Annotated in this window: 23 protein-coding genes and 1 pseudogene; 19 read left to right on the top strand and 5 right to left on the bottom strand. The window is 62.5% G+C overall.

Annotated features, from left to right (window positions below):
• Positions 1–46 precede the first annotated feature (46 nt).
• The 17 genes and pseudogenes from metK (at position 47) to ACWGS9_RS01600 (ending at position 17,375) form a co-directional block, all read left to right on the top strand.
• A complete protein-coding gene (gene metK, locus ACWGS9_RS01680) occupies positions 47–1,312 on the top strand; it encodes a methionine adenosyltransferase (RefSeq protein ID WP_454503585.1) in 1,266 nt (421 codons plus the stop codon).
• Complete coding sequence (gene trmB, locus ACWGS9_RS01675) at positions 1,309–2,019, top strand: tRNA (guanine(46)-N(7))-methyltransferase TrmB (protein ID WP_454503648.1); 711 nt, start codon at positions 1,309–1,311, stop codon at positions 2,017–2,019. Before metK ends, trmB begins: the two co-directional genes overlap by 4 nt.
• Before the next feature lie 267 nt (positions 2,020–2,286).
• Positions 2,287–2,763: a hypothetical protein gene (locus tag ACWGS9_RS01670; protein ID WP_454503584.1), complete on the top strand. Its 477-nt coding sequence runs from the start codon at positions 2,287–2,289 to the stop codon at positions 2,761–2,763.
• 1 nt (position 2,764) lies between these two features.
• A complete protein-coding gene (locus tag ACWGS9_RS01665) occupies positions 2,765–3,658 on the top strand; it encodes a phosphotransferase enzyme family protein (RefSeq protein WP_454503583.1) in 894 nt (297 codons plus the stop codon).
• Entirely contained in the window at positions 3,645–4,142 is a 498-nt protein-coding gene (locus tag ACWGS9_RS01660) for a GNAT family N-acetyltransferase (protein WP_454503582.1), read from the top strand. The genes ACWGS9_RS01665 and ACWGS9_RS01660 overlap by 14 nt, the downstream gene beginning before the upstream one ends.
• A 289-nt stretch (positions 4,143–4,431) precedes the next feature.
• Complete coding sequence (locus tag ACWGS9_RS01655; protein WP_454503581.1) at positions 4,432–4,704, top strand: NADPH-dependent FMN reductase; 273 nt, start codon at positions 4,432–4,434, stop codon at positions 4,702–4,704.
• Positions 4,701–4,934, top strand: a complete 234-nt coding sequence (locus ACWGS9_RS01650) for an acyl-CoA dehydrogenase family protein (RefSeq protein ID WP_454503580.1) — start codon at positions 4,701–4,703, stop codon at positions 4,932–4,934. Before ACWGS9_RS01655 ends, ACWGS9_RS01650 begins: the two co-directional genes overlap by 4 nt.
• 159 nt (positions 4,935–5,093) lie before the next feature.
• Positions 5,094–5,726, top strand: coding sequence for a ribosome maturation factor RimP (rimP, locus tag ACWGS9_RS01645; RefSeq protein ID WP_454503579.1), 633 nt, complete (start codon positions 5,094–5,096; stop codon positions 5,724–5,726).
• A gap of 46 nt (positions 5,727–5,772) precedes the next feature.
• Complete coding sequence (nusA, locus tag ACWGS9_RS01640; protein WP_454503578.1) at positions 5,773–7,368, top strand: transcription termination factor NusA; 1,596 nt, start codon at positions 5,773–5,775, stop codon at positions 7,366–7,368.
• A gap of 38 nt (positions 7,369–7,406) precedes the next feature.
• Positions 7,407–8,057 (top strand): RNA-binding protein, encoded by a 651-nt coding sequence (locus tag ACWGS9_RS01635; protein ID WP_320214271.1) that lies wholly within the window; start codon positions 7,407–7,409, stop codon positions 8,055–8,057.
• The gene (infB, locus tag ACWGS9_RS01630; RefSeq protein ID WP_454503577.1) at positions 8,054–10,636 is read left to right on the top strand and encodes a translation initiation factor IF-2; all 2,583 of its coding nucleotides are present in this window, start codon (positions 8,054–8,056) and stop codon (positions 10,634–10,636) included. The genes ACWGS9_RS01635 and infB overlap by 4 nt, the downstream gene beginning before the upstream one ends.
• A 123-nt stretch (positions 10,637–10,759) precedes the next feature.
• Positions 10,760–11,176, top strand: a complete 417-nt coding sequence (rbfA, locus tag ACWGS9_RS01625) for a 30S ribosome-binding factor RbfA (RefSeq protein WP_454503576.1) — start codon at positions 10,760–10,762, stop codon at positions 11,174–11,176.
• Positions 11,177–12,136: a tRNA pseudouridine(55) synthase TruB gene (truB, locus tag ACWGS9_RS01620; RefSeq protein WP_454503575.1), complete on the top strand. Its 960-nt coding sequence runs from the start codon at positions 11,177–11,179 to the stop codon at positions 12,134–12,136. It begins immediately after the preceding gene.
• 32 nt (positions 12,137–12,168) lie between these two features.
• Positions 12,169–13,262 (top strand): annotated as a pseudogene (corA, locus tag ACWGS9_RS01615) (magnesium/cobalt transporter CorA).
• Between the two features lie 190 nt (positions 13,263–13,452).
• Positions 13,453–13,722 (top strand): 30S ribosomal protein S15, encoded by a 270-nt coding sequence (gene rpsO / locus ACWGS9_RS01610; protein WP_027165894.1) that lies wholly within the window; start codon positions 13,453–13,455, stop codon positions 13,720–13,722.
• Positions 13,723–14,089: 367 nt separating this feature from the next.
• A complete protein-coding gene (pnp, locus tag ACWGS9_RS01605; RefSeq protein WP_454503574.1) occupies positions 14,090–16,240 on the top strand; it encodes a polyribonucleotide nucleotidyltransferase in 2,151 nt (716 codons plus the stop codon).
• Positions 16,241–16,370: 130 nt separating this feature from the next.
• The gene (locus tag ACWGS9_RS01600) at positions 16,371–17,375 is read left to right on the top strand and encodes a class I SAM-dependent methyltransferase (protein ID WP_454503573.1); all 1,005 of its coding nucleotides are present in this window, start codon (positions 16,371–16,373) and stop codon (positions 17,373–17,375) included.
• 290 nt (positions 17,376–17,665) lie between these two features.
• Here the strand turns inward: ACWGS9_RS01600 and ACWGS9_RS01595 are convergent, their stop codons facing one another.
• The 4 genes from ACWGS9_RS01595 to fabA all read right to left on the bottom strand — a co-directional run bounded on the left by ACWGS9_RS01595 (position 17,666) and on the right by fabA (position 21,997).
• The gene (locus tag ACWGS9_RS01595) at positions 17,666–19,219 is read right to left on the bottom strand and encodes a putative bifunctional diguanylate cyclase/phosphodiesterase (RefSeq protein WP_454503572.1); all 1,554 of its coding nucleotides are present in this window, start codon (positions 19,217–19,219) and stop codon (positions 17,666–17,668) included.
• A gap of 101 nt (positions 19,220–19,320) precedes the next feature.
• Complete coding sequence (gene fabI, locus ACWGS9_RS01590; protein WP_454503571.1) at positions 19,321–20,133, bottom strand: enoyl-ACP reductase FabI; 813 nt, start codon at positions 20,131–20,133, stop codon at positions 19,321–19,323.
• Between the two features lie 11 nt (positions 20,134–20,144).
• Positions 20,145–21,365, bottom strand: a complete 1,221-nt coding sequence (fabB, locus tag ACWGS9_RS01585; protein ID WP_454503570.1) for a beta-ketoacyl-ACP synthase I — start codon at positions 21,363–21,365, stop codon at positions 20,145–20,147.
• Positions 21,366–21,481: 116 nt separating this feature from the next.
• On the bottom strand, positions 21,482–21,997 hold the full coding sequence (gene fabA / locus ACWGS9_RS01580) for a 3-hydroxyacyl-[acyl-carrier-protein] dehydratase FabA (protein ID WP_454503569.1): 516 nt from the start codon (positions 21,995–21,997) through the stop codon (positions 21,482–21,484).
• Between the two features lie 246 nt (positions 21,998–22,243).
• Here fabA and irrA point away from each other — a divergent pair, with 246 nt between their 5' ends.
• On the top strand, positions 22,244–22,675 hold the full coding sequence (gene irrA / locus ACWGS9_RS01575; protein ID WP_140645394.1) for an iron response transcriptional regulator IrrA: 432 nt from the start codon (positions 22,244–22,246) through the stop codon (positions 22,673–22,675).
• A gap of 10 nt (positions 22,676–22,685) precedes the next feature.
• Positions 22,686–23,078, top strand: coding sequence for a DUF4260 domain-containing protein (locus tag ACWGS9_RS01570; RefSeq protein ID WP_454503568.1), 393 nt, complete (start codon positions 22,686–22,688; stop codon positions 23,076–23,078).
• Here the strand turns inward: ACWGS9_RS01570 and ACWGS9_RS01565 are convergent.
• Positions 23,068–23,625, bottom strand: a complete 558-nt coding sequence (locus ACWGS9_RS01565; protein WP_454503567.1) for an SH3 domain-containing protein — start codon at positions 23,623–23,625, stop codon at positions 23,068–23,070. The two genes, ACWGS9_RS01570 and ACWGS9_RS01565, sit on opposite strands and share 11 nt — an antisense overlap.
• Positions 23,626–23,629: the final 4 nt, after the last annotated feature.

Raw genomic sequence — 23,629 nt, 5'->3', positions numbered from 1 at the left:
GCCAAAAATCGGCAGCCTGCCGATCTTTTTTCAAGAGGGGACACCCGTGACGCGGCAGAATTATCTCTTCACCTCGGAATCCGTCTCCGAGGGTCACCCCGACAAAGTCTGTGACCGTATCTCCGACGAGATCGTCGATCTGGTCTATCGCGAAGCCAAGAAGACGGGCATGGATCCGTGGAAGGTTCGCGTCGCCTGCGAAACGCTGGCCACCACCAACCGCGTCGTCATTGCCGGCGAGGTCCGCGTCCCCGACACGCTTTTGAAGAAGGACAAGGCGGGCAACGTCCTGATGGATGCGTCCGGCCACCCCGTGGTCAACCCGGCCAAGTTCAAGTCGGTTGCCCGCAAGGCGATCCGCGAGATCGGCTACGAGCAGTCCGGCTTTCACTGGAAGACCGCCAAGGTCGACGTGCTGCTGCACGGCCAGTCGCCCGACATCGGCCAGGGCGTCGACAATGCCGCCGACCGTCAGGGTGAGGAAGGTGCCGGCGACCAGGGCATCATGTTCGGATACGCCTGCCGCGAGACGCCCGACCTGATGCCGGCGCCGATCTACTACAGCCACAAGATTCTGGAACTGCTGGCCGCGGCGCGCCATGAAGGCAATGGCGACGCCGGCAAGCTCGGCCCGGACGCCAAGAGCCAGGTCACCGTTCGCTATGCCGACGGCAAGGCGGCGGAAGTCACGCAGATCGTGCTTTCCACCCAGCATCTCGATGCGAGCTGGGATTCCAAGAAGGTCCGCAAGGTCGTCGAGCCGTACATCCGCGAGGCGCTTGGCGATCTCAAGATCGCCGAGGACTGCAACTGGTACATCAACCCGACCGGCAAGTTCGTCATCGGCGGGCCTGACGGCGATGCCGGTCTCACCGGCCGCAAGATCATCGTCGACACCTATGGCGGTGCGGCACCCCATGGCGGCGGCGCCTTCTCCGGCAAGGACACGACCAAGGTCGACCGTTCGGCGGCTTATGCGGCGCGCTATCTCGCCAAGAACGTGGTGGCGGCCAAGCTTGCCGACCGCTGCACCATCCAGCTGTCCTACGCCATCGGCGTCGCCCAGCCGCTGTCGGTCTATGTCGACCTGCATGGCACCGGCAAGGTCGACGAGTCGAAACTCGAGGATGTGCTGCGCAAGGTGATGGACCTGTCGCCGTCGGGCATTCGCCGTCATCTCGACCTCAACAAGCCGATCTACGCAAAAACCTCGTCCTACGGCCATTTCGGCCGCAAGGCCGGTCGCGACGGATCCTTCTCCTGGGAGAAGACCGATCTCGCCAAGGCGCTCAAGGACGCCGTCGCCGCCTGACGCCAGTAGACGCCAAGGACAGGCCGAGCCGCGCGACCGAAGGATTTTTCGGTCGCCGGCACGGCAAGACTATACGCCCGCAGCAGGCGGTCGCCCTTGAAAGCGGCCTGCGCGAATACGGGGTCGACCTGACGGCGGAAGCGCCGGCCGACCTCCGAAGCCTGTTCAAGGCGGAAATTTCGGCCCTCCAGCTGGAAATCGGCTTTGGCGGCGGTGAGCATCTTCTGCACCGGGCCACCGAATTGCGGGCAGTCGGCTTCATCGGCGTCGAGCCTTTCGTCAACGGCATGGCCAAGATGATGACAGCGCTTGGCAAGGCGCCGCTTGCCAATCTGAGGGTTTATGACGACGACGCCACGCGCCTGCTCGACTGGCTGCCGTCAAGCTCGCTCGACGGCATCGACCTGCTTTATCCCGATCCGTGGCCGAAGAAGAAGCACTGGAAGCGGCGCTTTGTCAGCGCCGCCAATCTCGGCCGCTTTGCCCGGGTGCTGAAAGCCGGCGGCAGGTTCCGCTTCGCCTCCGACATCGACAGCTATGTGAACTGGACGCTGCTTGCCTGCCGCGATCACGGCGCCTTCGCATGGCGGGCCGAAGACGCTGCCGGCTGGCACCGGCCCTATGACGGCTGGCCCGGCACGCGCTACGAGGCCAAGGCCATCCGCGAGGGGCGGCAGCCTGCCTACCTGACCTTTATCCGGAGATAGGCCGGAAGATATCGAAGCACCAAAGCGCCGGTAGTCAGCCGCTACAAAAGCGAGCGGTCTTGTCAGAAGCGGCGCCGGTCGCCGTGGCTCGACTTGCGGCCGGCACCGAGGATCGTTGTGCCGCAAAACCCCAGCGCCGACCATACTGGCGACGCAAATACTGTGGATCCCGGCAGAACCGCGCGGGCATGGCGCATGGGCGAGGGCAGTGTCGCCATTCCCACAGGTCATTAAGATCGCAGGCCCTATCGCGATATTCTGACACCTATGGCGTGGGAGGCAATCAACGACAGCTTTATCGGTCAATTGGATGAAGGGTATCTTGGCACATCCGCTCGCCTCGCGGTCATGAAGCGCGCGCCGTTGCTACTCCAATATGGATTTTGGCCGATATTCCCGCTCTTTGACGAAAAGCTTGCCGCAGCTCTGCTGAGCACAACGGCAGATGAGCGACACGAAAAGAGTGCCCTTCAGCGCGCTGTAAGGCAATTGCTCGGCGACAAAGACATTTTCGGCGTGTATGAAAAAGAGACGCTTGAGCGGGCTTCGCACGAAGCACTTTGCCTCACCCAAAACAAAGTCCTGGATGATTTTGCGAATGCTCGGCTAATCGATTTGCGGATAATTCGCGCAGGTGTAATAAGCCCAGATGTGATTGGTGATCTGTCCAACCCAAGAAATCCGTTTGTACCTGTATTATCCATTCTACATGCAGTTGAAAAGTTTGTGCGATGGAATTTTTGACGTGGTAAATTACGAACTGGTCGTTAACGAGCTGCTGCCACGCGATGCCGGCTCAATCGAGCTTATATCAGACGGCGTCAACAAGATTTTGCGGCTCGAAGACCGCAATGATGATCTCTTCATGCGGCTGAGTCCGACGCAGTTGCACTCCAAGGCGGCTCTTCAGCACGAAGCAGCGCTCGTGCGAGGTGCTCACACTTCAGGGGTCCCATGCTGCGAGATGGTCGAAGTCGGCGGCCAGCCGGTACTTGGTCCGGTTGATATTGATGGAGTTGAGTATCACGCGGTTCTGACGCGAGCTATTGCCGGCCACCCGGCAGAGCCGAGCATCGCCCATGCGGCGGCCTTTGGGAAATCGCTTGCCAAATTGCATAGGGCCAATATCGCGACCCCTGAACGGCTATCGGAGCCGGGAAGTGAGCAGCAAGTTAAACCGATTTTCCAGCCAATCATGGACGAGCTGTCGGAGGCGCTAGATCGGATTTTCCCGGCGAGGCAACATCCGTCATCATCGGGCATACGTCATGGCGACGCGCGTATCGGCAATGCAATCATGCTCGACGACACTGCCATCTTGTTCGATTTCGAGTTCATCGGAATGGGCGATCTGGCCTACGACATAGCCACTTTTCTGTGGTGCCTTGTTACTGAACCTAAGGTTGAAACTGTTTCTGTATTTCGCTCGTTTGTTGCCTCATACAGGCAGGAACACAATATCCTGTTTGCTCAGGATGAGCTGAGACGAGCCTATCTCAATAAAGAGATGAACAACTTATATTTTCTAAGCAATTTCATCCGTATAGATCGGGACACTACACTTGCAGCCATCAACTACGCACGAGATACGATCAGCTTCGTCATGAGCGACCGATTTGACCGCTATGGGTGGAACTGACCAAAGCTCTACTCCACCGGCCGGTATATCGATACGGTCTCCGCGATTCTCGGATAAGGGTGGGCTCGAAAGGGTTTACCTGTCGGATTCGTTCAACGAATTTGTATCTATTCCCCCGGACAAGGCGACCATAGCCGCAACTGTTGATGCGAATCTCGGCGAGGCACGCCAAAATCCTCGAAAATTCATTTTCCGGGTCGCGTCTCATGCACAAGCGGTAGCTGGCTTCGCGATCTGTTACAAAAAGGAGAGCGGCAGCTGGGGGCTTCAAGTCGGCGTCCATGCCGATGCCAGGAGGCGTGGGATTGGAACGGCGCTGCTCAGGGAGATGTTTTACCAAATGGAACGGCGCGGCCCCGGTTGCTGCGAAGCAGTTGTTCACCCCAGGAATCTCGCGTCTCTTCGCCTACTGACGCCATTTTTTCACGATCGTATCGCGCACAAAAGCATGGCGGGTTTCTTAATGTGTATTTCACGCTGGTGAGCAATCGATTGCCCGCCCTCTGCTCTAACTCGCTTGTGCAACATGAGATCGTGCACCCATATGGCTAAAAGGGTTTCAATATCGTTCCGCATGCCCTCTACCGCAGCGGCACAAAATTTCGTCATCAGGGCCATTTCCCAAGAACAGCGCCTGGGAAAGGACGATTTTCCGCCCACTCTGACAGTTTCAGAACAACTGCTATTCTGACGTATTTCTACAAATATAGTAGATATTAGCTGACCTGGCGATTTCGTTATTTTAATAGAGGCTAAATTGAAGAGGTTCTAACATGATGTATCGCAGACTGGTAGGATTCGCCGGCAGCTTCAACCGCCCGTCGCGGTCCCGTGCGCTCGTCGAGCTGGTGGCCGATCTTGCCGCCGAGCGATACAACGTCACGGGGAGCGTCTACGACACTACCGACCTCGGCGCTTCACTCGGCAATGCGCATCGCTTCGCGGATCTGGACGCAACGGCGCAGAAGGTCCTGCGTCAGATCACCGATGCCGACGTGCTTGTGGTCGGGACGCCGACTTACAAGGGTAGCTACACCGGGCTGTGATCGAAGAGAGCACCGCTTTTCCTCGCGAGAATTTCCGGCTCCTTCACGAGGCGGGCCTACTTGCACTGACCGCTCCGATAGAGCTTCGCGGCTGCGGAGCTGGGCTGGCGACAACGTCAGAGGTCATCCAAATCATCGCGCGCGGCGAACCGTCGACGACGCTGATCCTGATCATGCAATATATATCAACCTCGCGACCATGCCGAAGGGATGCTGGCCGCGGCACCTAGTACGCCGGGTCGTCGCCGGACAGCCTGCAGGCTTGAATCACAATTCGGGATCGTCTATATCAGCCTCAAATTCTTGGTCGGTATGACGAAGAGTGGGTCCACCCGGTCCCGCTCTTTTTTGTTACCTGGCGGCCGGAAGCAAAAAGCGACAGGGATCTGATGACTGCAGCGGCAAACGAGGCCGACGACCGTATCATCCGCGAAAGCGGCATCGATGCGCGCATTGCGCTGATCGTGCAGCCGGTGCTCAAGGCCATCGGCTTTCGGCTCGTGCGGGTGCAACTGACCGGCCAGAACGGGCTGACGCTGCAGATCATGGCTGAGCGCGAGGACGGCACCATGACCGTCGAGGATTGCGAAGAGGTCAGCCGCGCCGTGTCGCCGGCCCTCGATGTCGATGATCCCATCGAAAAGGCGTATCATCTCGAAGTTTCGTCGCCCGGCATCGACCGGCCGCTGGTGCGCAAGTCGGATTTCACCACCTGGACCGGCCATCTGGTCAAGCTGGAGACATCGGTTCTTGTCAGCGATCGCAAGCGTTTCAAGGGCAAGATCGCCGAGGCGGATGCCGACGGCATCCTTATCGAGCGCGACAAGGCGGCCTATGGCGAGGAGCCGACGGTGCGCGTGCCTTATGACGCGATTGCCGAAGCCCGGTTGGTGCTGACCGACGATCTCATCCGCGATGCCCTGTCGAAGGACAACCGGGCGCGCAAGGAAGCCAAGAAGCGCCGCGGCGAAGCGGAAGACGCCGCCGCCGGCGAGGAAAACGAAACCGAACAGGAAAGTTGATTGAGTAGCCGGGCCATATGCCCGGCGCGAAATCGGGAGAAAGACAATGGTTGTAAGCGCCAACAGGCTTGAACTGCTGCAGATCGCCGATGCGGTCGCGCGTGAAAAGTCGATCGACAAGTCGATCGTCATCGCCGCCATGGCCGATGCGATCCAGAAGGCGGCGCGTTCTCGCTACGGCCAGGAGACAAACATCCGCGCCGACATCAACCCGAACACCGGTGAGATGAAGCTGCAGCGGCTGATGGAAGTGGTCGAGAAGGTCGAGGACTACGCGACGCAGATCGCGCTTTCCACGGCGCGCGAGCGCAACCCCGACGCTCAGCTCGGCGACTTCATCGCCGAGCAGCTGCCGCCGATGGATTTCGGCCGCATCGCCGCCCAGTCGGCCAAGCAGGTCATCGTGCAGAAGGTGCGCGAGGCCGAGCGCGATCGCCAGTATGACGAATACAAGGATCGCATCGGCGAGATCGTCAACGGCACTGTCAAGCGCGTCGAATACGGCAACGTCATCGTCGATCTCGGCCGCGGCGAGGCGATCATCCGCCGCGACGAGCTGATCCCGCGCGAGAATTACAAGTATGGCGACCGCGTCCGGGCCTACGTCTATGACGTGCGCCGCGAGCAGCGCGGCCCGCAGATCTTCCTGTCGCGCACGCATCCGCAGTTCATGGCCAAGCTGTTCACCATGGAAGTGCCGGAAATCTATGACGGCATCATCGAGATCAAGTCGGTCGCCCGCGATCCGGGCTCGCGCGCCAAGATCGCCGTCATCTCGCGCGATTCCTCGATCGATCCGGTCGGCGCTTGCGTCGGCATGCGCGGCAGCCGCGTCCAGGCGGTGGTCGGCGAGTTGCAAGGCGAGAAGATCGACATTATTCCGTGGTCGCCTTCGGCGGCTTCCTTCATCGTCAACGCGCTGCAGCCGGCCGAGGTCGCCAAGGTGGTGCTCGACGAGGATGCCGAGCGCATCGAAGTGGTGGTGCCGGACGACCAGCTGTCGCTGGCCATCGGACGCCGCGGCCAGAACGTGCGTCTTGCCTCGCAGCTCACCGGCTGGGATATCGACATCCTGACCGAGCAGGAGGAGAGCGAGCGCCGCCAGAAGGAATTCGTCGAGCGTTCGGCACTCTTCATGGAAGCCCTCGACGTCGACGAGATGGTCGGCCAGGTGCTCGCCTCGGAAGGCTTCACCAGCGTCGAGGAAGTCGCCTATGTGGATTCAGGCGAGATCGCGTCGATCGACGGCTTCGATGAGGACACCGCTTCGGAAATCCAGACCCGCGCCCGCGAATATCTGGAGAAGATCGAGGCCGAGCATGACGAAAAGCGCAAGGCGCTTGGCGTCAAGGACGAGTTGCGCGAGATCCCCGGCGTCACCACCGCCATGATGGTGACGCTTGGCGAGGACGGCGTGAAGACGATCGAGGACTTCGCCGGCTATGCCGCGGACGATCTGATCGGCTGGAAAGAGCGCAAGGACGGTGAGACCAAGGTCTATCCGGGCGTGCTCGCCAGCCACGGCGTCTCGCGCGCCGAGGCCGAGCAGATGGTTCTGGCCGCCCGCATTAAGGCTGGCTGGATCAGCGAAGACGAGCTTGCAGCCGAACAAGTCGCGGCTGACGAAGCTGTTGGTGCGTGAGGTGAAACCGCATCGCACACAACCCGCCCCAGGACGAGATGAACGATCGCACTTGCATCGTTACGCGCAGGCAGGCCGAAGCGGATGAACTGATCCGCTTCGTCGTCGGCCCGGATTCGGCCGTCGTTCCCGACATCAAGAGAAATCTGCCCGGCCGCGGTTGCTGGGTCACCGCCGATCGCCTACATATCGAGAAGGCAGCGGCGAAGAACCTGTTTGCCCGTGCTTTCAAGGCGCAGGTGACCGTTCCAGCCGATCTCGGCGGCATGGTCGACGGGCTGCTCTCCAGATCCGCTCTGGGCATGCTTGGCCTAGCCCGCAAGGCGGGTGCCGTCGTTCTCGGCGCAGCCAAGGTCGAAGGTGCGGTGCGCGACGGGCAGGCGCTCCTCGTGCTGCATGCGGCCGAGGCTGCGGACGACGGTATCCGCAAGATCAGTCAGGCGCGGCGGGCAACCGTCCATCTCGGCGGCCCCGCCATCCTTGCCTATAAACTTTTCTCCGAGGCCGACTTGAGCTTGGCATTGGGGGGTACAAATGTGATACATGCTGCCGTCCTCGCGCAGGACGCGGGACAGGCGGTTGAGAAGCGCGTTGTTGCGCTCGACCGATATCGGGGCGGTACCCCGAACGATCTGGCAATGCTTGCGGCCGTTGCTGACGAAGATGAGGCCGCAGAGGATATGGAATGAACGATACGAAATCGGGCGACGACAAGACGTTGAGCGTTACGCCGAAGAAGACCTTGACGCTGAAGCGCCCCGGCCTCGAGCAGGGCACCGTGCGCCAGAATTTCTCGCATGGCCGCACCAAGTCGGTCGTGGTCGAGACCAAGAAGCGCAAGTTCTCGTTGCCCGGCGACAAGCCGGAGCCGGTGGCGCCGTCCGTCTTCACGCCGAAGCCCGTCGCCGCTGCCCCTGTTGCCGCAGCGCCTGTCGTGCAGGAAGCGCCGAAGGCGCCGCCCCCGCCGCCGGAACGCTCAGGCATGGTGCTGAACGAACTTTCGCGCGGCGAGATGGAAGCGCGTCGCAAGGCGCTTGAAGGCTCCAAAGCTCGCGAGGTCGAGGATCGCCAGCGAGCCCAGGAAGAAAGCAAGCGCCGCGCCGAGGAAGAAGATCGCCGCAAGCGCGAGCGTGAGGACTCCGCACGCCGTCAGGCCGAGGAGGAGGCACGCCTCCAGGCTGAGGCCGAGTCGCGCCGACGCGCCGAGGAAGAGGCTCGCCGCCGCGCGCCGCTGGCAGCCGATGTTGCCACTGTCGACGACGACGAGGGGGCCAAGCCGAGGCGTACCGGCCCCGGCGCCGGCGCGAGTACGCCAGCGCGCCGCCTTGCCACGCCCGAAGTGGCGCGGCCAGCCAAGCCCACCAAGGGCGAGGAAGACCGCCGTCGCGGCAAGCTGACGCTGAACTCTGCGCTGTCGGATGAAGATGCGCGCGCCCGTTCGCTGTCGTCGATGCGCCGCCGCCAGGAAAAATTCAAACGCGCGCTCCACAATGAGCCGCGCGAGAAAGTCATGCGCGAAGTGATCCTGCCCGAAACCATCACCATCCAGGAATTGGCGCAGCGCATGTCCGAGCGCGCCGTGGACGTGGTCAAGTTCTTCATGAAGCAGGGCCAGATCCTGAAGCCGGGCGACGTCATCGACGCCGACACGGCCGAGCTGGTCGCCTCCGAATTCGGCCACACGGTCCGCCGCGTCGCCGAGTCCGACATCGAGGAAGGGCTGTTCAACATTGCCGACCGCCCGGAAGACCTGGTGTCGCGTCCGCCGGTCGTGACCATCATGGGCCATGTCGACCACGGCAAGACCTCGTTGCTCGACGCCATCCGCAACGCCAACGTCGTCTCCGGCGAGGCCGGCGGCATCACCCAGCACATCGGTGCCTACCAGATCGAGAAGAACGGTCAGAAGATCACCTTCATCGACACGCCCGGCCACGCCGCCTTCACGGCGATGCGCGCCCGCGGCGCCCAGGTCACCGACATCGCCGTGCTGGTGGTGGCGGCCGACGACAGCGTGATGCCGCAGACGATCGAATCGATCAGCCACGCCAAGGCGGCCGGCGTGCCGATCATCGTGGCCATCAACAAGATCGACAAGCGTGACGCCGACCCGCAGAAGGTGCGGACCGAACTGCTGCGCCACGAAGTGTTCGTGGAATCGATGGGTGGCGAGGTGTTGGACGTCGAGGTTTCGGCGACCAAGGGCACCAATCTCGACAAGCTGCTCGAAGCGATCCTGCTGCAGGCCGAAGTTCTCGACCTCAAGGCCAATCCCGACCGCACCGCCGAAGGCGCGGTCATCGAGGCGCAGCTGGACAAGGGCCGCGGTCCCGTCGCCACCGTGCTGGTGCAGACCGGCACACTGATGCCGGGCGACATCATCGTCGCCGGTAACGAGTGGGGCCGTGTGCGCGCGCTTGTCAACGATCGCGGCGAGCACGTGCCGGAAGCGCCGCCGGCAATGCCGGTCGAGGTGCTTGGCCTCCAGGGCACGCCGCAGGCGGGTGACCGCTTCGCCGTCGTCAACAACGAGGCGCGCGCCCGTGAGATCACCGAATACCGCCAGCGCCTGGCGCGCGACAAGGCGGTGGCCAAGCATGCCGGCCAGCGCGGCTCGCTCGAGCAGATGATGTCGCAGTTGCAGACGAGCGGACTGAAGGAATTCCCGCTGGTCATCAAGGGCGACGTGCAGGGTTCGATCGAGGCGATCAATGCCGCCCTCGAAAAGCTCGGCAACGACGAGGTGCGCGCGCGCATCGTTCATGCCGGTGCCGGCGGCATCACCGAAAGCGACGTCTCGCTCGCCGAGACGTCCGGAGCGGCGATCATCGGCTTCAACGTCCGCGCCAACGCGCAGGCGCGTGCGGCCGCGGCCGCCGCGGGCATCGAGATCCGCTACTACTCGATCATCTACAACCTCGTCGATGACGTGAAGGCGGCGCTTTCCGGCATGCTTTCGCCGGAACGGCGCGAGACCTTCATCGGCAATGCCGAGATCCTCGAGATCTTCGACATCTCCAAGGTCGGCAAGATCGCCGGCTGCCGCGTAACCGAAGGCAAGGTCGAGCGTGGCGCGGGCGTTCGCCTGATCCGCGACAACGTCGTCATCCACGAAGGCACCTTGAAGACGCTGAAGCGCTTCAAGGACGAGGTTTCGGAAGTGCCGGGCGGCCAGGAGTGCGGCATGGCCTTCCAGAACTACGAGGACATGCGCGTCGGCGACGTCATCGAGTGCTTCCGCATCGAGATGGTAACCAGAACGCTGTAAATTCGGGTATACGTGCCGGAATGAAACGGGCGGCGGCCGAAAGGCTGCCGCCCAGCCCCTTATGCAGTTGAGACATGTGGCGCGGTCCCATCCCGCGCTTCACGATTTCAGGACCGAAGAAAAATGCCCCGTTCGACCATATCAGGCCCCTCCCAGCGCATGCTGCGCGTCGGCGAGCAGGTGCGTCATGCCCTGTCCGAGACCTTGCAGCGCGGCGAGATCATAGATCCGGTGATCGAAAACAGCGTCGTCTCGGTGTCCGAGGTGCGCATGTCGCCCGATCTCAAAATCGCCACCGCCTTCGTCTCGCCGCTCGGCGCCGGCGACACCGGCGCAGTGATCGAAGCGCTCAACAAGCATGCGAAATTCATCCGCGGCCGTGTTTCCGGCGCGCTCAGGCAGATGAAATACATGCCGGAATTCCGCTTCCGGCTCGATACCTCCTTCGACAATTTCGCGAAAATCAATGAACTGCTGAAGTCGCCCGAAGTGGCGCGCGATCTCGGTGACGGCAAGAATAACGACAAGGACGAGGAATAGGTGGCGCGTCGCGGCAAGAAGAAGGGGCGGCCGGTCTCCGGCTGGGTGGTGCTGGACAAGCCGGTCGGCATGGGCTCGACCGAGGCGGTCTCCAAGATCAAATGGCTGTTCCAGGCCGAAAAGGCCGGCCACGCCGGCACGCTTGATCCGCTGGCCTCCGGCATGCTGCCGATCGCCTTGGGCGAGGCCACCAAGACCGTTCCCTACGTGCAGGATGGCGCCAAGATCTACCGCTTCACCGTCGCCTGGGGCGAGGAGCGCACGACCGACGATCTCGAAGGCCCGGTGACCAACAGCTCCGACCGTCGACCGGACGAGGCGCAGGTGAGGGCGCTGCTGCCGAAATACACCGGCGTCATCATGCAGACGCCGCCGCAATTCTCGGCCATCAAGATCGCCGGCGAGCGCGCCTATGACCTCGCGCGTGAAGGCGAGACGGTCGAGATTCCGGCGCGCGAGATCGAGATCGGCCGCCTCGAAATCGCCGAGCACGGTACCGACAAGACTGTCTTCGAGGTCGAATGCGGCAAGGGCACCTATGTGCGCTCGCTGGCGCGCGACATGGGCCGCGACCTCGGCTGCTTTGGCCATATCGCGGAATTGCGCCGCGTCGAGGTCGAGCCGTTCACGCCCGATGATTTTGTCACCGTGGCCGAGCTCGAAGCGGCCCGCTTTGGCGGCAACACCGAAGCCAGTCCGGACGAAGCCGAGGCTGCGGTCGATTTCAGCGCCATCGACGCGCTGCTGGTCGACACCGCGGTCGCGCTCGACTGCCTGCCGCAGGTCGCGGTCAGCGACGACGCGGCCACCAAGATCCGGCTTGGCAATCCCGTCATCATTCGCGGCCGCGATGCGCCGGTCGAGGCCGAGGAGGCCTGTGCCACCGCGCGCGGCAGGCTCGTCGCCATCGGCGCCATCGAACAGGGCATGTTCAAGCCAAAACGGGTCTTTGTCGGGTGAAACCGGCTGAGCGCTGAAGTTCCAGGGATCTCATGGCCAAGGCTGATACAGGCAAGAAGCGGGCATCGCTGAAAACCCGTCGGCCGCCGGTCGGGGCGTCGCCTGGCACGCTTATCGCCGATCCGGCGGCGCGGCGCAGCGAGCTTCGGCTGACGCTGATTTCGCCGGAAAATACAAAACCATCGACAACGCCAGCATCGACGATCTCAACACCCATTGCGAGAAATGGCCGGTGGTCTGGCTGGACTGCACCGGGCTTGCCAACATCCCGCTGATCGAGGAGATCGGCCGGATCTTCAATTTGCACCCGCTGGCGCTGGAGGACGTCGTCAACACCGGCCAGCGGCCCAAGGTGGATTTCTACGAGGATCACGCCTTCGTCGTCATGCGTATGGTCGACGATGTCACCTCGCATCGCTACGAGCAGATCGCGATGTTCTTCGGCAGGAATTTCGTCGTCACCTTCCAGGAGCGCGAGGGCGATCCCTTCGATCCGGTGCGCAAGCGCATTGCCGGCGCGATGCCGAACAGGCTCCGTTCGCGCGGCGCCGACTATCTTGCCTATGCGCTGATCGATGCCATCGTCGACAGCTACTTCCCGCCGATCGAGGCGGCGAGCGAATTGGTCGACGGCATCGAGGACGAGATGCTGAACAACCCGCACAAGCATCAGATGCGGCAGTTGCATGAGTTGCGGCGCGACGCCAATGTGCTCAAAGGCGTGCTGTGGCCGATGCGAGACGCGCTGGCGACGCTGATCCGCAACGACGTGCCCTTCGTGAAGGCCGAGACCAAGATCTTCTTCAACGACACGCTCGACCATTCGCTGCGCCTCATCGAACTGGTCGAGAACCAGCGCGATATGCTCACCGGCCTGATCGAGATGCATGTCTCGCTGACCCAGGCTCGCACCAACGACGTTATCTCCTATCTCACGATCGTCTCGGTGATCTTCATGCCGCTGACCTTCCTTGTCGGCGTCTGGGGCATGAATTTCGATCCGCAGACCTCGCCCTGGAACATGCCGGAGCTGAAAGCCTATTACGGCTATCCGGTGGCGCTGGTGTTCATGGTGCTGGTCGCCGCCGGTTTGATCGCGTTCTTCAAGTGGAAGAAGTGGCTGTAGCCTCTGAGTTCTGCCGTTTCGCAACCGGAACCTGCGACAAGCCGGCTTGACAATTGGGCTGGCGTTTTATCCGGAATTGCACTATATGCGCCGCAGCTTCGCGCCCTGACGCGTCGCTTGTACTGGCCCTTGCTGGACGACATCCCGGCTGTGGGCGTCCCGTTTCCTCCAACAGATAAGGAAAAGCACGATGTCGATCACTGCCGATCGCAAGAAGGAATTGATGACTGAATTCGCAACCGCCAAGGGCGATACCGGGTCTCCGGAAGTCCAGGTTGCCATCCTTTCCGAGCGCATCAAGAACCTGACCGAGCACTTCAAGGACCACAAGAAGGATAACCATTCCCGTCGTGGTCTGCTTGCTCTGGTCTCCCAGCGCCGCAGCCTGCTTGACTACCTCAAGCGCAAGGATGACGCGCGCTACCAGACGCTGATCGACAAGCTCGGCCTGCGTCGCTGACGAATTGACCGGCGGGCTCTCCAAGGGGGCCCGCCGGTCGCGCATTGGCGTATCGGATGGTCCGGTGCCTCGATGCAGGAAAAGTAAATTCCCCTCCGCGCATGGCGCGTTCCGGAAACACCGGTTTCCGGCGTCATGCGCAAGGCCGGCCGACCAATCGGCCAATCGGGTTCCGGACTTGCAGAGGGCTTTCCGGAACCGCCCATGGACGGTCATGGGGCAGGATTGCAGGACGCTCGCTCGGCTGAGAGCCGGACTTGATCGAGCTTCCCGTTGTCTTGCCCGTGGCTGCCCGAAGGAAGCCAGGAAAGGGAGAACCCGCGACCGCTAAGACGGTGCGGCCCTTTCCGCATATGAAGGACAAGATATGTTCAATCAACACAAAGTGGAAATCGAATGGGGCGGCCGTCCGCTCATCCTGGAAACCGGCAAGATCGCCCGCCAGGCTGACGGTGCGGTGCTCGCCACCTACGGTGAGACCGTTGTTCTCGCCACCGTCGTCTCGATGAAAGAGCCGAAGCCCGGCCTCGATTTCTTCCCGCTTACCGTCAACTACCAGGAAAAGACCTACGCGGCCGGCAAGATCCCGGGCGGCTATTTCAAGCGCGAAGGCCGTCCGAGCGAAAAGGAAACGCTGGTTTCCCGCCTGATCGACCGCCCGATCCGCCCGCTTTTCGCCGACGGCTACAAGAACGACACCCAGATCGTGGTCACCGTCGTCCAGCATGATCTCGAAAACGATCCGGACATCCTGTCGATCGTCGCCACCTCCGCGGCGCTCACGCTTTCGGGCGTGCCCTTCATGGGCCCGATCGGCGGCGCCCGCGTCGGCTACATCAACGGCGAATATGTGCTCAACCCGCATATTGACGAGATGCAGGAATCCAAGCTCGACCTCGTCGTCGCCGGCACCGCCGACGCCGTGCTGATGGTCGAATCCGAGGCCAAGGAACTCTCCGAGGACCTGATGCTCGGCGCCGTCGTGTTCGGCCACAAGAGCTTCCAGCCGGTGATCGAGGCGATCATCAAGCTGGCCGAGGTCGCCGCCAAGGAGCCGCGCGACTTCACGGCGCCGGATTACTCCGCGCTCGAAGCCGAGATGCTGAAGATCGTCGGCGACGAGCTTCGCGAGGCTTACAAGATCACCGACAAGCAGAAGCGCTACGCCGCCGTCGACGCCGTCAAGGCGAAGGTCAAGGCCGCGTTCGCGCCGGCCGAAGGCGAAGAGGCCAAGCACACCTCCGAGCAGATCGGCTCGGTGTTCAAGGAGCTCCAGGCCAAGGTCGTGCGCTGGAACATCCTCGACACCGGCTCGCGCATCGATGGCCGCGACCTGAAGACGGTCCGCAAGATCGTCTCCGAAGTCGGCGTCCTGGCGCGCACCCATGGTTCGGCGCTGTTCACCCGCGGCGAGACCCAGGCGCTGGTCGTTGCCACGCTCGGCACCGGCGAGGACGAGCAGTATGTCGATTCGCTGACGGGAATGTATAAGGAGAAGTTCCTTCTTCACTACAACTTCCCGCCCTACTCCGTCGGTGAAACCGGCCGCATGGGCTCGCCCGGCCGCCGCGAAATCGGCCACGGCAAGCTCGCCTGGCGCGCTATCCGCCCGATGCTGCCGAGCGCTGACCAGTTCCCCTACACGCTGCGCGTCGTTTCGGAGATCACCGAGTCCAACGGCTCGTCCTCGATGGCGACCGTCTGCGGCACCTCGCTGGCGCTGATGGATGCCGGCGTGCCGCTGGCAAAGCCGGTCGCCGGCATCGCCATGGGCCTGATCAAGGAAGGCGAGCGCTTCGCCGTGCTCTCCGACATCCTCGGTGACGAGGATCATCTCGGCGACATGGACTTCAAGGTCGCCGGTACCGCCAACGGCGTCACCTCGCTGCAGATGGACATCAAGATCGACGGCATCACCGAGGAGATCATGGGTATCGCGCTTGCCCAGGCCAAGGACGGCCGCCTGCATATCCTCGGCGAGATGGCGCATGCGCTGTCCGGCGCCCGCGCCGAGCTCGGCGAGTTCGCGCCGCGCATCGAGGTCATGCACATCCCGACCGACAAGATCCGCGACGTCATCGGCTCCGGCGGCAAGGTGATCCGCGAGATCGTCGAGAAGACCGGCGCCAAGATCAACATCGAGGACGACGGCACGGTCAAGATTGCTTCGGCGAACGCCAAGGAGATCGAGGCGGCGAAGAAGTGGATCCACACCATCGTCGCCGAGCCGGAAGTCGGCGAGATCTACGAAGGCACCGTCGTCAAGGCGGCCGACTTCGGCGCGTTCGTCAACTTCTTCGGCCCGCGCGACGGTCTCGTCCACATCTCGCAGCTCGCCAATGAGCGCGTCGCCAAGACGTCCGACGTCGTCAAGGAAGGCGACAAGGTCTGGGTCAAGCTGATGGGCTTCGACGAGCGCGGCAAGGTCCGCCTGTCGATGAAGGTCGTCGACCAGGCGACCGGCAAGGAAATCGCTCAGGACAAGAAGAAGTCGGAAGGCGAGGAAGACGCCGCCTGATCGGTCTTATGCATGTCGCCCAAAAGTGCGTAGCGGTTTTGGGATAACGACATGCATCAGACAAAAAGCCACGGATACATCGAGACGGGCGCGCCGCGAGGTCGCGCCCGTTTTGCTTCAGGGTGAATGAATGGCCGCGGAGCCGCTGAAAACGCTGTTCTATCCGTTTGAGGCCGAGGCGCTGCCTCTGCCGCGAAAGGATGCCCGCGTTCTTTTTCTGGGCGCCGAGCCCGGTTTCCGCTTGCCCGCCGGCTTCGACGCGCTGCATCTCGTGCAAGGTTTCCGGCCGCATTTTCGCGCCTTGCAGGCGTCAGGCCATAATGTGACGGCGCGGGCGGAAGGGCAGCGCTACGACATGGCTCTCGTGCTCGCCGACCGGCATCGCGGGCAAAATGAGTTGCGCATCGCCGAAGCCATCGAGCGCGTCGCCCCGGGCGGGCTGATCGCTGTCGCGGGCGGCAAGGACGACGGCGTCGACAGCCTGCGCAAGCGGATCAATGCCCTGACGCCGCTCGAAGGCCACCTGCCGAAGCATCACGGCGTTGCCTTCTGGTTCCGGCGAGCCGGCACGGAGACCGCCGCGACGCTGCGCGCCGGCAACCCCGACCTTGTCGTCGAAGGCGTCTTCAAAACCGCGCCCGGCATGTTCTCTTTTGATCGGGTCGACGCCGGTTCAAAATTGCTGGCCGCAAGCCTGCCGGGTGACCTCAAGGGCAGCGTGGCTGATTTCTGCGCCGGCTGGGGTTATCTGGCGGCGGAAGTCGCTCGGCGCTCGCACGGCCTCACGGCCCTCGATCTCTATGAAGCGGATTTCGAAGCCCTCGAAGCAGCCAGGCTGAACGTCCATGGCGCCGTCGAGCCGCGCTTCTTCTGGACCGATCTTCTCACCGAGGCGGTCGAACGGCGCTACGACGCAATCGTCATGAACCCGCCCTTCCATAGCGGCCGCGCGGCCGAGCCTGGCATCGGAGCCGGCATGATCGGTAAAGCGTCGAAAGCGCTCAAACCGGGCGGCCGCCTGTTTATGGTCGCCAACCGCCAGCTTCCCTACGAGCAAGCGTTGTCGGCCGCCTTTGCCAGCTATTCAGAGGTCGCCCGCGACGGCATGTTCAAGGTGTTTTCGGCGCGCCGCTAAAAAGCAATTCCAGGAAAAGTGTGGAGCGGTTTTCCGTCCGGAATTGCGCCGCTAAAAAGCAATTCCAGGAAAAGTGTGGAGCGGTTTTCCGTCCGGAATTGCGCCGCTAAAAAGCAATTCCAGGAAAAGTGTGGAGCGGTTTTCCGTCCGGAATTGCGCCGCTAAAAAAGCAATTCCAGGAAAAGTGTGGAGCGGTTTTCCGTCCGGAATTGCGCCGCTAAAAAAGCAATTCCAGGAAAAGTGTGGAGCGGTTTTCCGTCCGGAATTGCGCCAGGAAAAGAGCGCGCGCCCTACTGCACGCTGACGATGCGAGCCGGCTCGCGCGCGCCGAACGCCGGCCGCGCTTCGCCGAGCTCCACCTTGAGCGGTGCCGGCCGGCCGAACAGATAGCCTTGCACCACCTCGCAGCCGGCGGCCCTGAGCAGCGTGGCCTGATTCTCGGTCTCCACGCCTTCGGCAATGATGCTGACGCCCAGCGCCCGCGACAGCCCGACGATGGTCGAAACGATCGCGCCGGAGCTGGAGTCGGTGTCGATGCGGCTGACGAAGGAACGGTCGATCTTCAGCTTGCCGAAGGAGAAATCGATCAGGTAGCTCAAATTGGAATAGCCCGTGCCGAAATCGTCGACGGCCACTGAAATGCCCATCTCGGCAAGCTGCTCCAGGATCGTCGCGGCGCGGTCGCGATCCTGCATCATCGCCGTCTCGGTGACCTCGAGCTCGAGCCGCGACGGTTTGATGCCGGTCGATTCCATCACCTCCCGCACGATGCCGACGAAATCCCTGGTCATGAACTGGACCGGCGAGATGTTGACGGCGACGAAGCAATCCTGCGGCAGGTACTGGGCATCGCCGCAGGCCTTGCGCAGCACCCATTCGCCGATCGGATTGATCATGCCGGTTTCCTCGGCGATCGGAATGAACTCCATCGGCGGGATCATGCCGCGCTCCGGATGCTTCCAGCGGATCAGCGCCTCATAGCCGACGACGCGGCCGCTCGGCAGGTTCAGTTGCGGCTGATAGTGGAGGCTGAAGTCGCCACGGTCGAAAGCGGTCTTTAGCTCCGACTCGATCCATTGCCGATAGTCCGCCACGCGGCCCATGTCGGCGTGGAAGACGGACCAGTTGCCGACGCCGCTGGCACGCGCGTTCTGCAGCGCCAGGTTCGAGCGGCGCAGGACAAGAACGGGATCGACGCCGTCCTTCGGCATCGCCACGATCCCGACCGACAGGCTGACCGACTGCAGATGCGTCTGCAGCTGGTAGGGCTCCATCATCTCGTTGATGAGTTTTTCGATCAGCCGCTCGATCGAACCCCTGATGTCGCGATCCGGCAGCAGCACGCCGAATTCGCCGGCGCCGGTGCGCCCGATCACCGCACCCTTCGGCATATTCTCCTTTAGCCTGCTGGTGAAGGCGCGGATCAGCTCGTCGCCCTGGCTGTAGCCGATGGCATCGTTGATCTGCTTGAAGCGGTCGATATCGATGTCGATCAGGAACACCGGCTCGCCGGTTCGGATCGTCCCGGAGGCGGCATCGGCAATCTTGCCGACCATGGCCTGGCGCGACAGCAGGCCGGTCAGCTTGTCGAAATGGGTCTCCTTGAAGACATAGGCCTCCGATTCATCGACGCCCGCGAAGAACGACAGCGCCGCACCGCCGGCGGCAAGGGCACAGAGCGCGGCGATGATGCCCGCCATCATCTCGGCGGGCATGCCGGCCATGCCGTCGCCGAAGCCGAACCGAAGCCCCCATAATCCAAGGATGAAACTGCCCATGCCCGAGCTGGCGATGGTGATCAGCCGGAACAGCGGTGTTCGCTTCGGGTTGCTGACTGCAGACATGCAAGCTCCCTAGATTAGGGGGCCTTATAGCGGATATCTCCTTAAAATGAGTTTCCGCCAATGCATCCAATTTTACTGGAGGCTACTATCGCGGCCGCAAACTATTCGCGAGCGCCGTCGTTCTGCTTCAGTTCCTCCAGTGCAGGCATCGAAACGATGTGATAGCCGGAATCCACATAATGGATCTCACCGGTGACGCCCGACGACAGATCGGAGAGCAGGTAAAGCGCCGAACCGCCGACTTCGTCGATGGTCACGGTGCGCCTGAGAGGCGAATTGCGCTGCTGGTAGGAGAACATATGGCGGGCGTCGGAAATGCCCGAGCCGGCAAGCGTCCGCACCGGACCGGCCGAGATGCCGTTCACCCTGATGCCGCGCGGGCCGTAGTCGTTGGCAAGGTAGCGTACGCTGGCCTCGAGCCCGGCCTTGGCGACGCCCATGACATTGTAGTTCGGCATCACCCTGACCGAGCCGGCATAGGTGAGCGTGATCATCGAGCCGCCATTGCCCATCAGCGCGGCGGCGTTGCGGGCGACCTCGGTGAAGGAATAGCAGGAGATCACCATGGTGCGCACGAAATTGTCGCGGCTGGTGTCGGCGTAGAGGCCCTTGAGCTCGTTCTTGTCGGAAAAGCCGATGGCGTGCACCACGAAGTCCAGCCCGCCCCAGGCCTTGCCGAGGGTCTCGAAGGTCGCGGTGACCGAGGCGCTGTCCTCGACATCGCAGGGCACGATCAACGAGGCTCCCACCTTCTCGGCAAGCGGCTTGACCCGCCGCCCGAAGGCGTCGCCCTGGTAGGTGAAAGCCAGCTCCGCCCCATGTTCCGAGAGCTTTTTGGCAATGCCCCAGGCAATCGAATGGTCGTTGGCGACACCCATGACAAGCCCGCGCTTGCCCTTCATCAACCCGTCCATAAAAGGCATCCTTATGCGGAATAGCGCTGGAAAATCAGCGTTGCGTTGGTGCCACCAAAACCGAAGGAGTTGGACAGGACGGTGTCGATTTTGGCGTTGTCGATACGCTTGCGCACGATAGGCATGCCCTCGAATTCCGGATCGAGCGCCTCGATATGGGCGCTCTCGCCGATGAAGCCGCCCTGCATCATCAGGATCGAATAGATCGATTCCTGCACGCCGGCCGCCCCCAGCGAATGGCCGGTCAGCGACTTGGTCGAGGTGATGTAAGGCATCTTGTCGCCGAACACCTCGCGGATGGCGCCCATTTCCTTGGAATCGCCGACCGGCGTCGAGGTGCCGTGAGTGTTGATGTAGTCGACCGGGGTCGAGACGGTGGCAAGCGCCTGCCGCATGCAGCGCATGGCGCCTTCGCCGGATGGGGCCACCATGTCGTAGCCATCGGAAGTCGCGCCGTAGCCGACGATCTCGGCATAGATCTTGGCGCCGCGCGCCTTGGCGTGTTCCAATTCTTCCAGCACCAGCACGCCGGCGCCGCCGGCGATGACGAAACCGTCGCGGTTGACGTCATAGGCGCGGGATGCGGCCGATGCATTGTCGTTGAACTTCGACGACATTGCGCCCATTGCGTCGAACAGGTCCGACATCGTCCAGTCGAGGTCCTCATGGCCGCCGGCAAACATCATGTCCTGCTTGCCCCACTGGATCAGCTCATAGGCATTGCCGATGCAATGCGCCGAGGTCGAGCAGGCCGACGAGATCGAATAGTTGACGCCGTGGATCTTGAACCAGGTGGCCAGAGTGGCCGACGCCGTCGACGACATCGCTTTCGGCACGGCGAACGGGCCGATACGCTTGGGACTGTTGTTCTTGATCGTGGTTTCCGCCGCTTCGACGATGGTCCGGGTCGAGGGGCCGCCGGAACCCATCACGATGCCGGTCCGCTCATTGGTGATGTCGCCTTCGCCGAGTCCGGCATCGGCGATCGCCTGATCCATGGCAACGTGGTTCCAGGCAGCACCCTGGCTCAGGAAGCGCATGGCGCGGCGGTCGATCATCGGGGCGGGATCGAGCGTCGGCGCGCCCCAGACCTGGCAGCGGAAGCCGTGTTCGGCGAAGGAATTGGAAAAGCTGATGCCGGATTTGGCATCGTAAAGCGAGCTCTGCACCTCATTGGCATTGTTGCCGATCGACGACACAATGCCGAGCCCTGTCACTACGACCCGTCTCATTCGCAACTCCTTCCGGCGTATTGGGACGAAAAACCTAGCCGGTTTTCGCCTTTGATCATACGCAAATAAACTGCTCCCTTGCGGTCCGTCGGACACGCGGGCGCCACGCTAATCGGTCAGGCGGCGGACTGCTTGGACAGGCCGACCTTCAGATCCGTAGCCGCGTATATGGGTTCGCCATCCGCCTTGAGCCAGCCGTCGGCAATGCCGAGCACCAGGCGGCCGCGCATCACGCGCTTGAAGTCGATGCCATATTCGACCTTCATCACCGACGGCGTCACCATGCCCTTGAACTTCACCTCGCCGGTCGAAAGCGCCATGCCCTTGCCCGGCTCGCCGAGCCAGCCGAGATAGAAGCCGGTCAACTGCCACATGGCGTCGAGGCCGAGGCAGCCCGGCATGATCGGATTGCCGATGAAGTGGCAGGCGAAAAACCACAGGTCCGGCTTGATATCGAATTCGGCGCGGATGAAGCCCTTGTCGAAAGCCCCGCCGGTCTCGCTGATCTCGGTGATACGGTCGAACATCAGCATCGGTGGGTAGGGCAGCTGGGCGTTGCCTGGCCCGAACAGGTCGCCGCGCGCGCAGGCAAGCAGTTCCTCGTAATCGTAGCTGGACTTTTGATCCGCCATCAAATTTCGGTCCCCGTGTTCTTCGCGGGCGGCAGGGCGCCCTTGTCGGTGGTTTCCTAACACACTCTGTTTGCGGCCGGAAACCGGCGTTTGCGCTTAACCCGTGCGTCTGCCCGGGTCAATGCGCGCTATTGATCGCATTCGGACTACAGAATATATGTCGGCTGATGTCCGGTTTTGGCTTTTGACGTCTTTTTGCCATTCTGGACCTGTTGATGGGCTGGGCAGCAAAGCTTCGACGCGAAGATGGATTCGGGCTACCGGAAGGAAAATGTCGCTGTGGACAAGCGGGTTCGCGAAGCCGGCCTGAGGCCGACGCGTCAGCGCATTGCGCTGGCCGATCTGCTTTTCGCCAAGGGCGACCGCCACCTTTCGGCCGAGGAACTGCATGAAGAGGCGATCGCGGCCGGCGTGCCGGTTTCTCTGGCGACGGTCTACAACGCGCTCCACCAGTTCACCCAGGCCGGCCTGCTGCGCATCCTGGCGGTCGAAGGCTCGAAAACCTATTTCGACACCAACACCTCCGACCATCATCACTTCTACGTCGAGGGCGAGAACCGGATTTTCGATATCGAAAGCGGGCCGGTAACCGTCTCCAACCTGCCGGCACCTCCGGAAGGCATGGAGATCGCCAATGTCGACATCGTGGTGAGGCTGCGCCCCAAACGGTGCGATTGATCCGTTCGCGATGCGTCCCGTCGACCTGGCAGTCCGGCTGGAATGGGTCGCCGTCGCTGTAGCTGCCATCGTTTTCTACGCAATGGCGGGGGTCTCCTGGTGGCTGTTCGCGCTGCTCATCCTGGCGCCCGACCTGTCGATGCTCGGCTATCTTGCCGGGCCGCGCATCGGCGCGATTGCCTATAACGCCCTGCACATCCTGATAGCACCGCTCGTTCTGGCGCTCGCCGGCAAGCTTCTTGGCAATTCAACGGTCACTGCCGTGGCGCTGATCTGGATCGCCCATATCGCCGTCGACCGCGCGTTGGGCTATGGCCTGAAATTGTCCACTGGTTTTCAGGATACCCATCTCGGGCGCATCGGGCGCCGTGGGGCGGAGCCTTCCGGCAAACTCAGTTCTTGACCTTCTCGCCCGGATAGGCGCCCCACACCTGCGACTGGGCCATCCAACCGGTGTGGCCGTCGAAGGTCATTTCGCACCATTGGCCGTCGCATTTCTTGATCGCGCCGATCACGCCCGGCTCGATGATGGCGATGACACCGGCATCCTTGTCGGGCCCGTTGAGCAGGTTGATTCGCCCGCCCTTGCCGCGCTGCCACGGCGCGACGATCGCGGTGCGGCGGCCGGAGAGCAGCGATTGGTTGATCCAGCCCTCCGAGCCGTCGGCATCGCGCACGCGGCGCCAGGTATCGAATTCCTGGATGACTTCCATCGGCAGGCCGGCCTTCATGTACATCCAGTTGACGGAGTAATTGGCGCCAGGGCCGACGCGCGAGTTGACGCGGGCCGGCTTCAGGCTGACGAAGCGCGGCAGCGGCAGGCCGCTTGGGCCGAGCGTTATGGTCTGCGCCGGCGCGGCCGCACTCTGCGCGAATGCCTGCGGCGCGCAAAGCAGGGCACCGAGAATGGCTGCGCTGAAGGCCAGGCGAAGCGACGCGATACCAGACACTTTC

Source organism: Mesorhizobium sp. Arg314 (assembly GCF_053714275.1).
The sequence above is the reverse complement of the archived record's forward strand: the minus strand, read 5'-3'. Positions and strand labels throughout refer to the sequence as shown.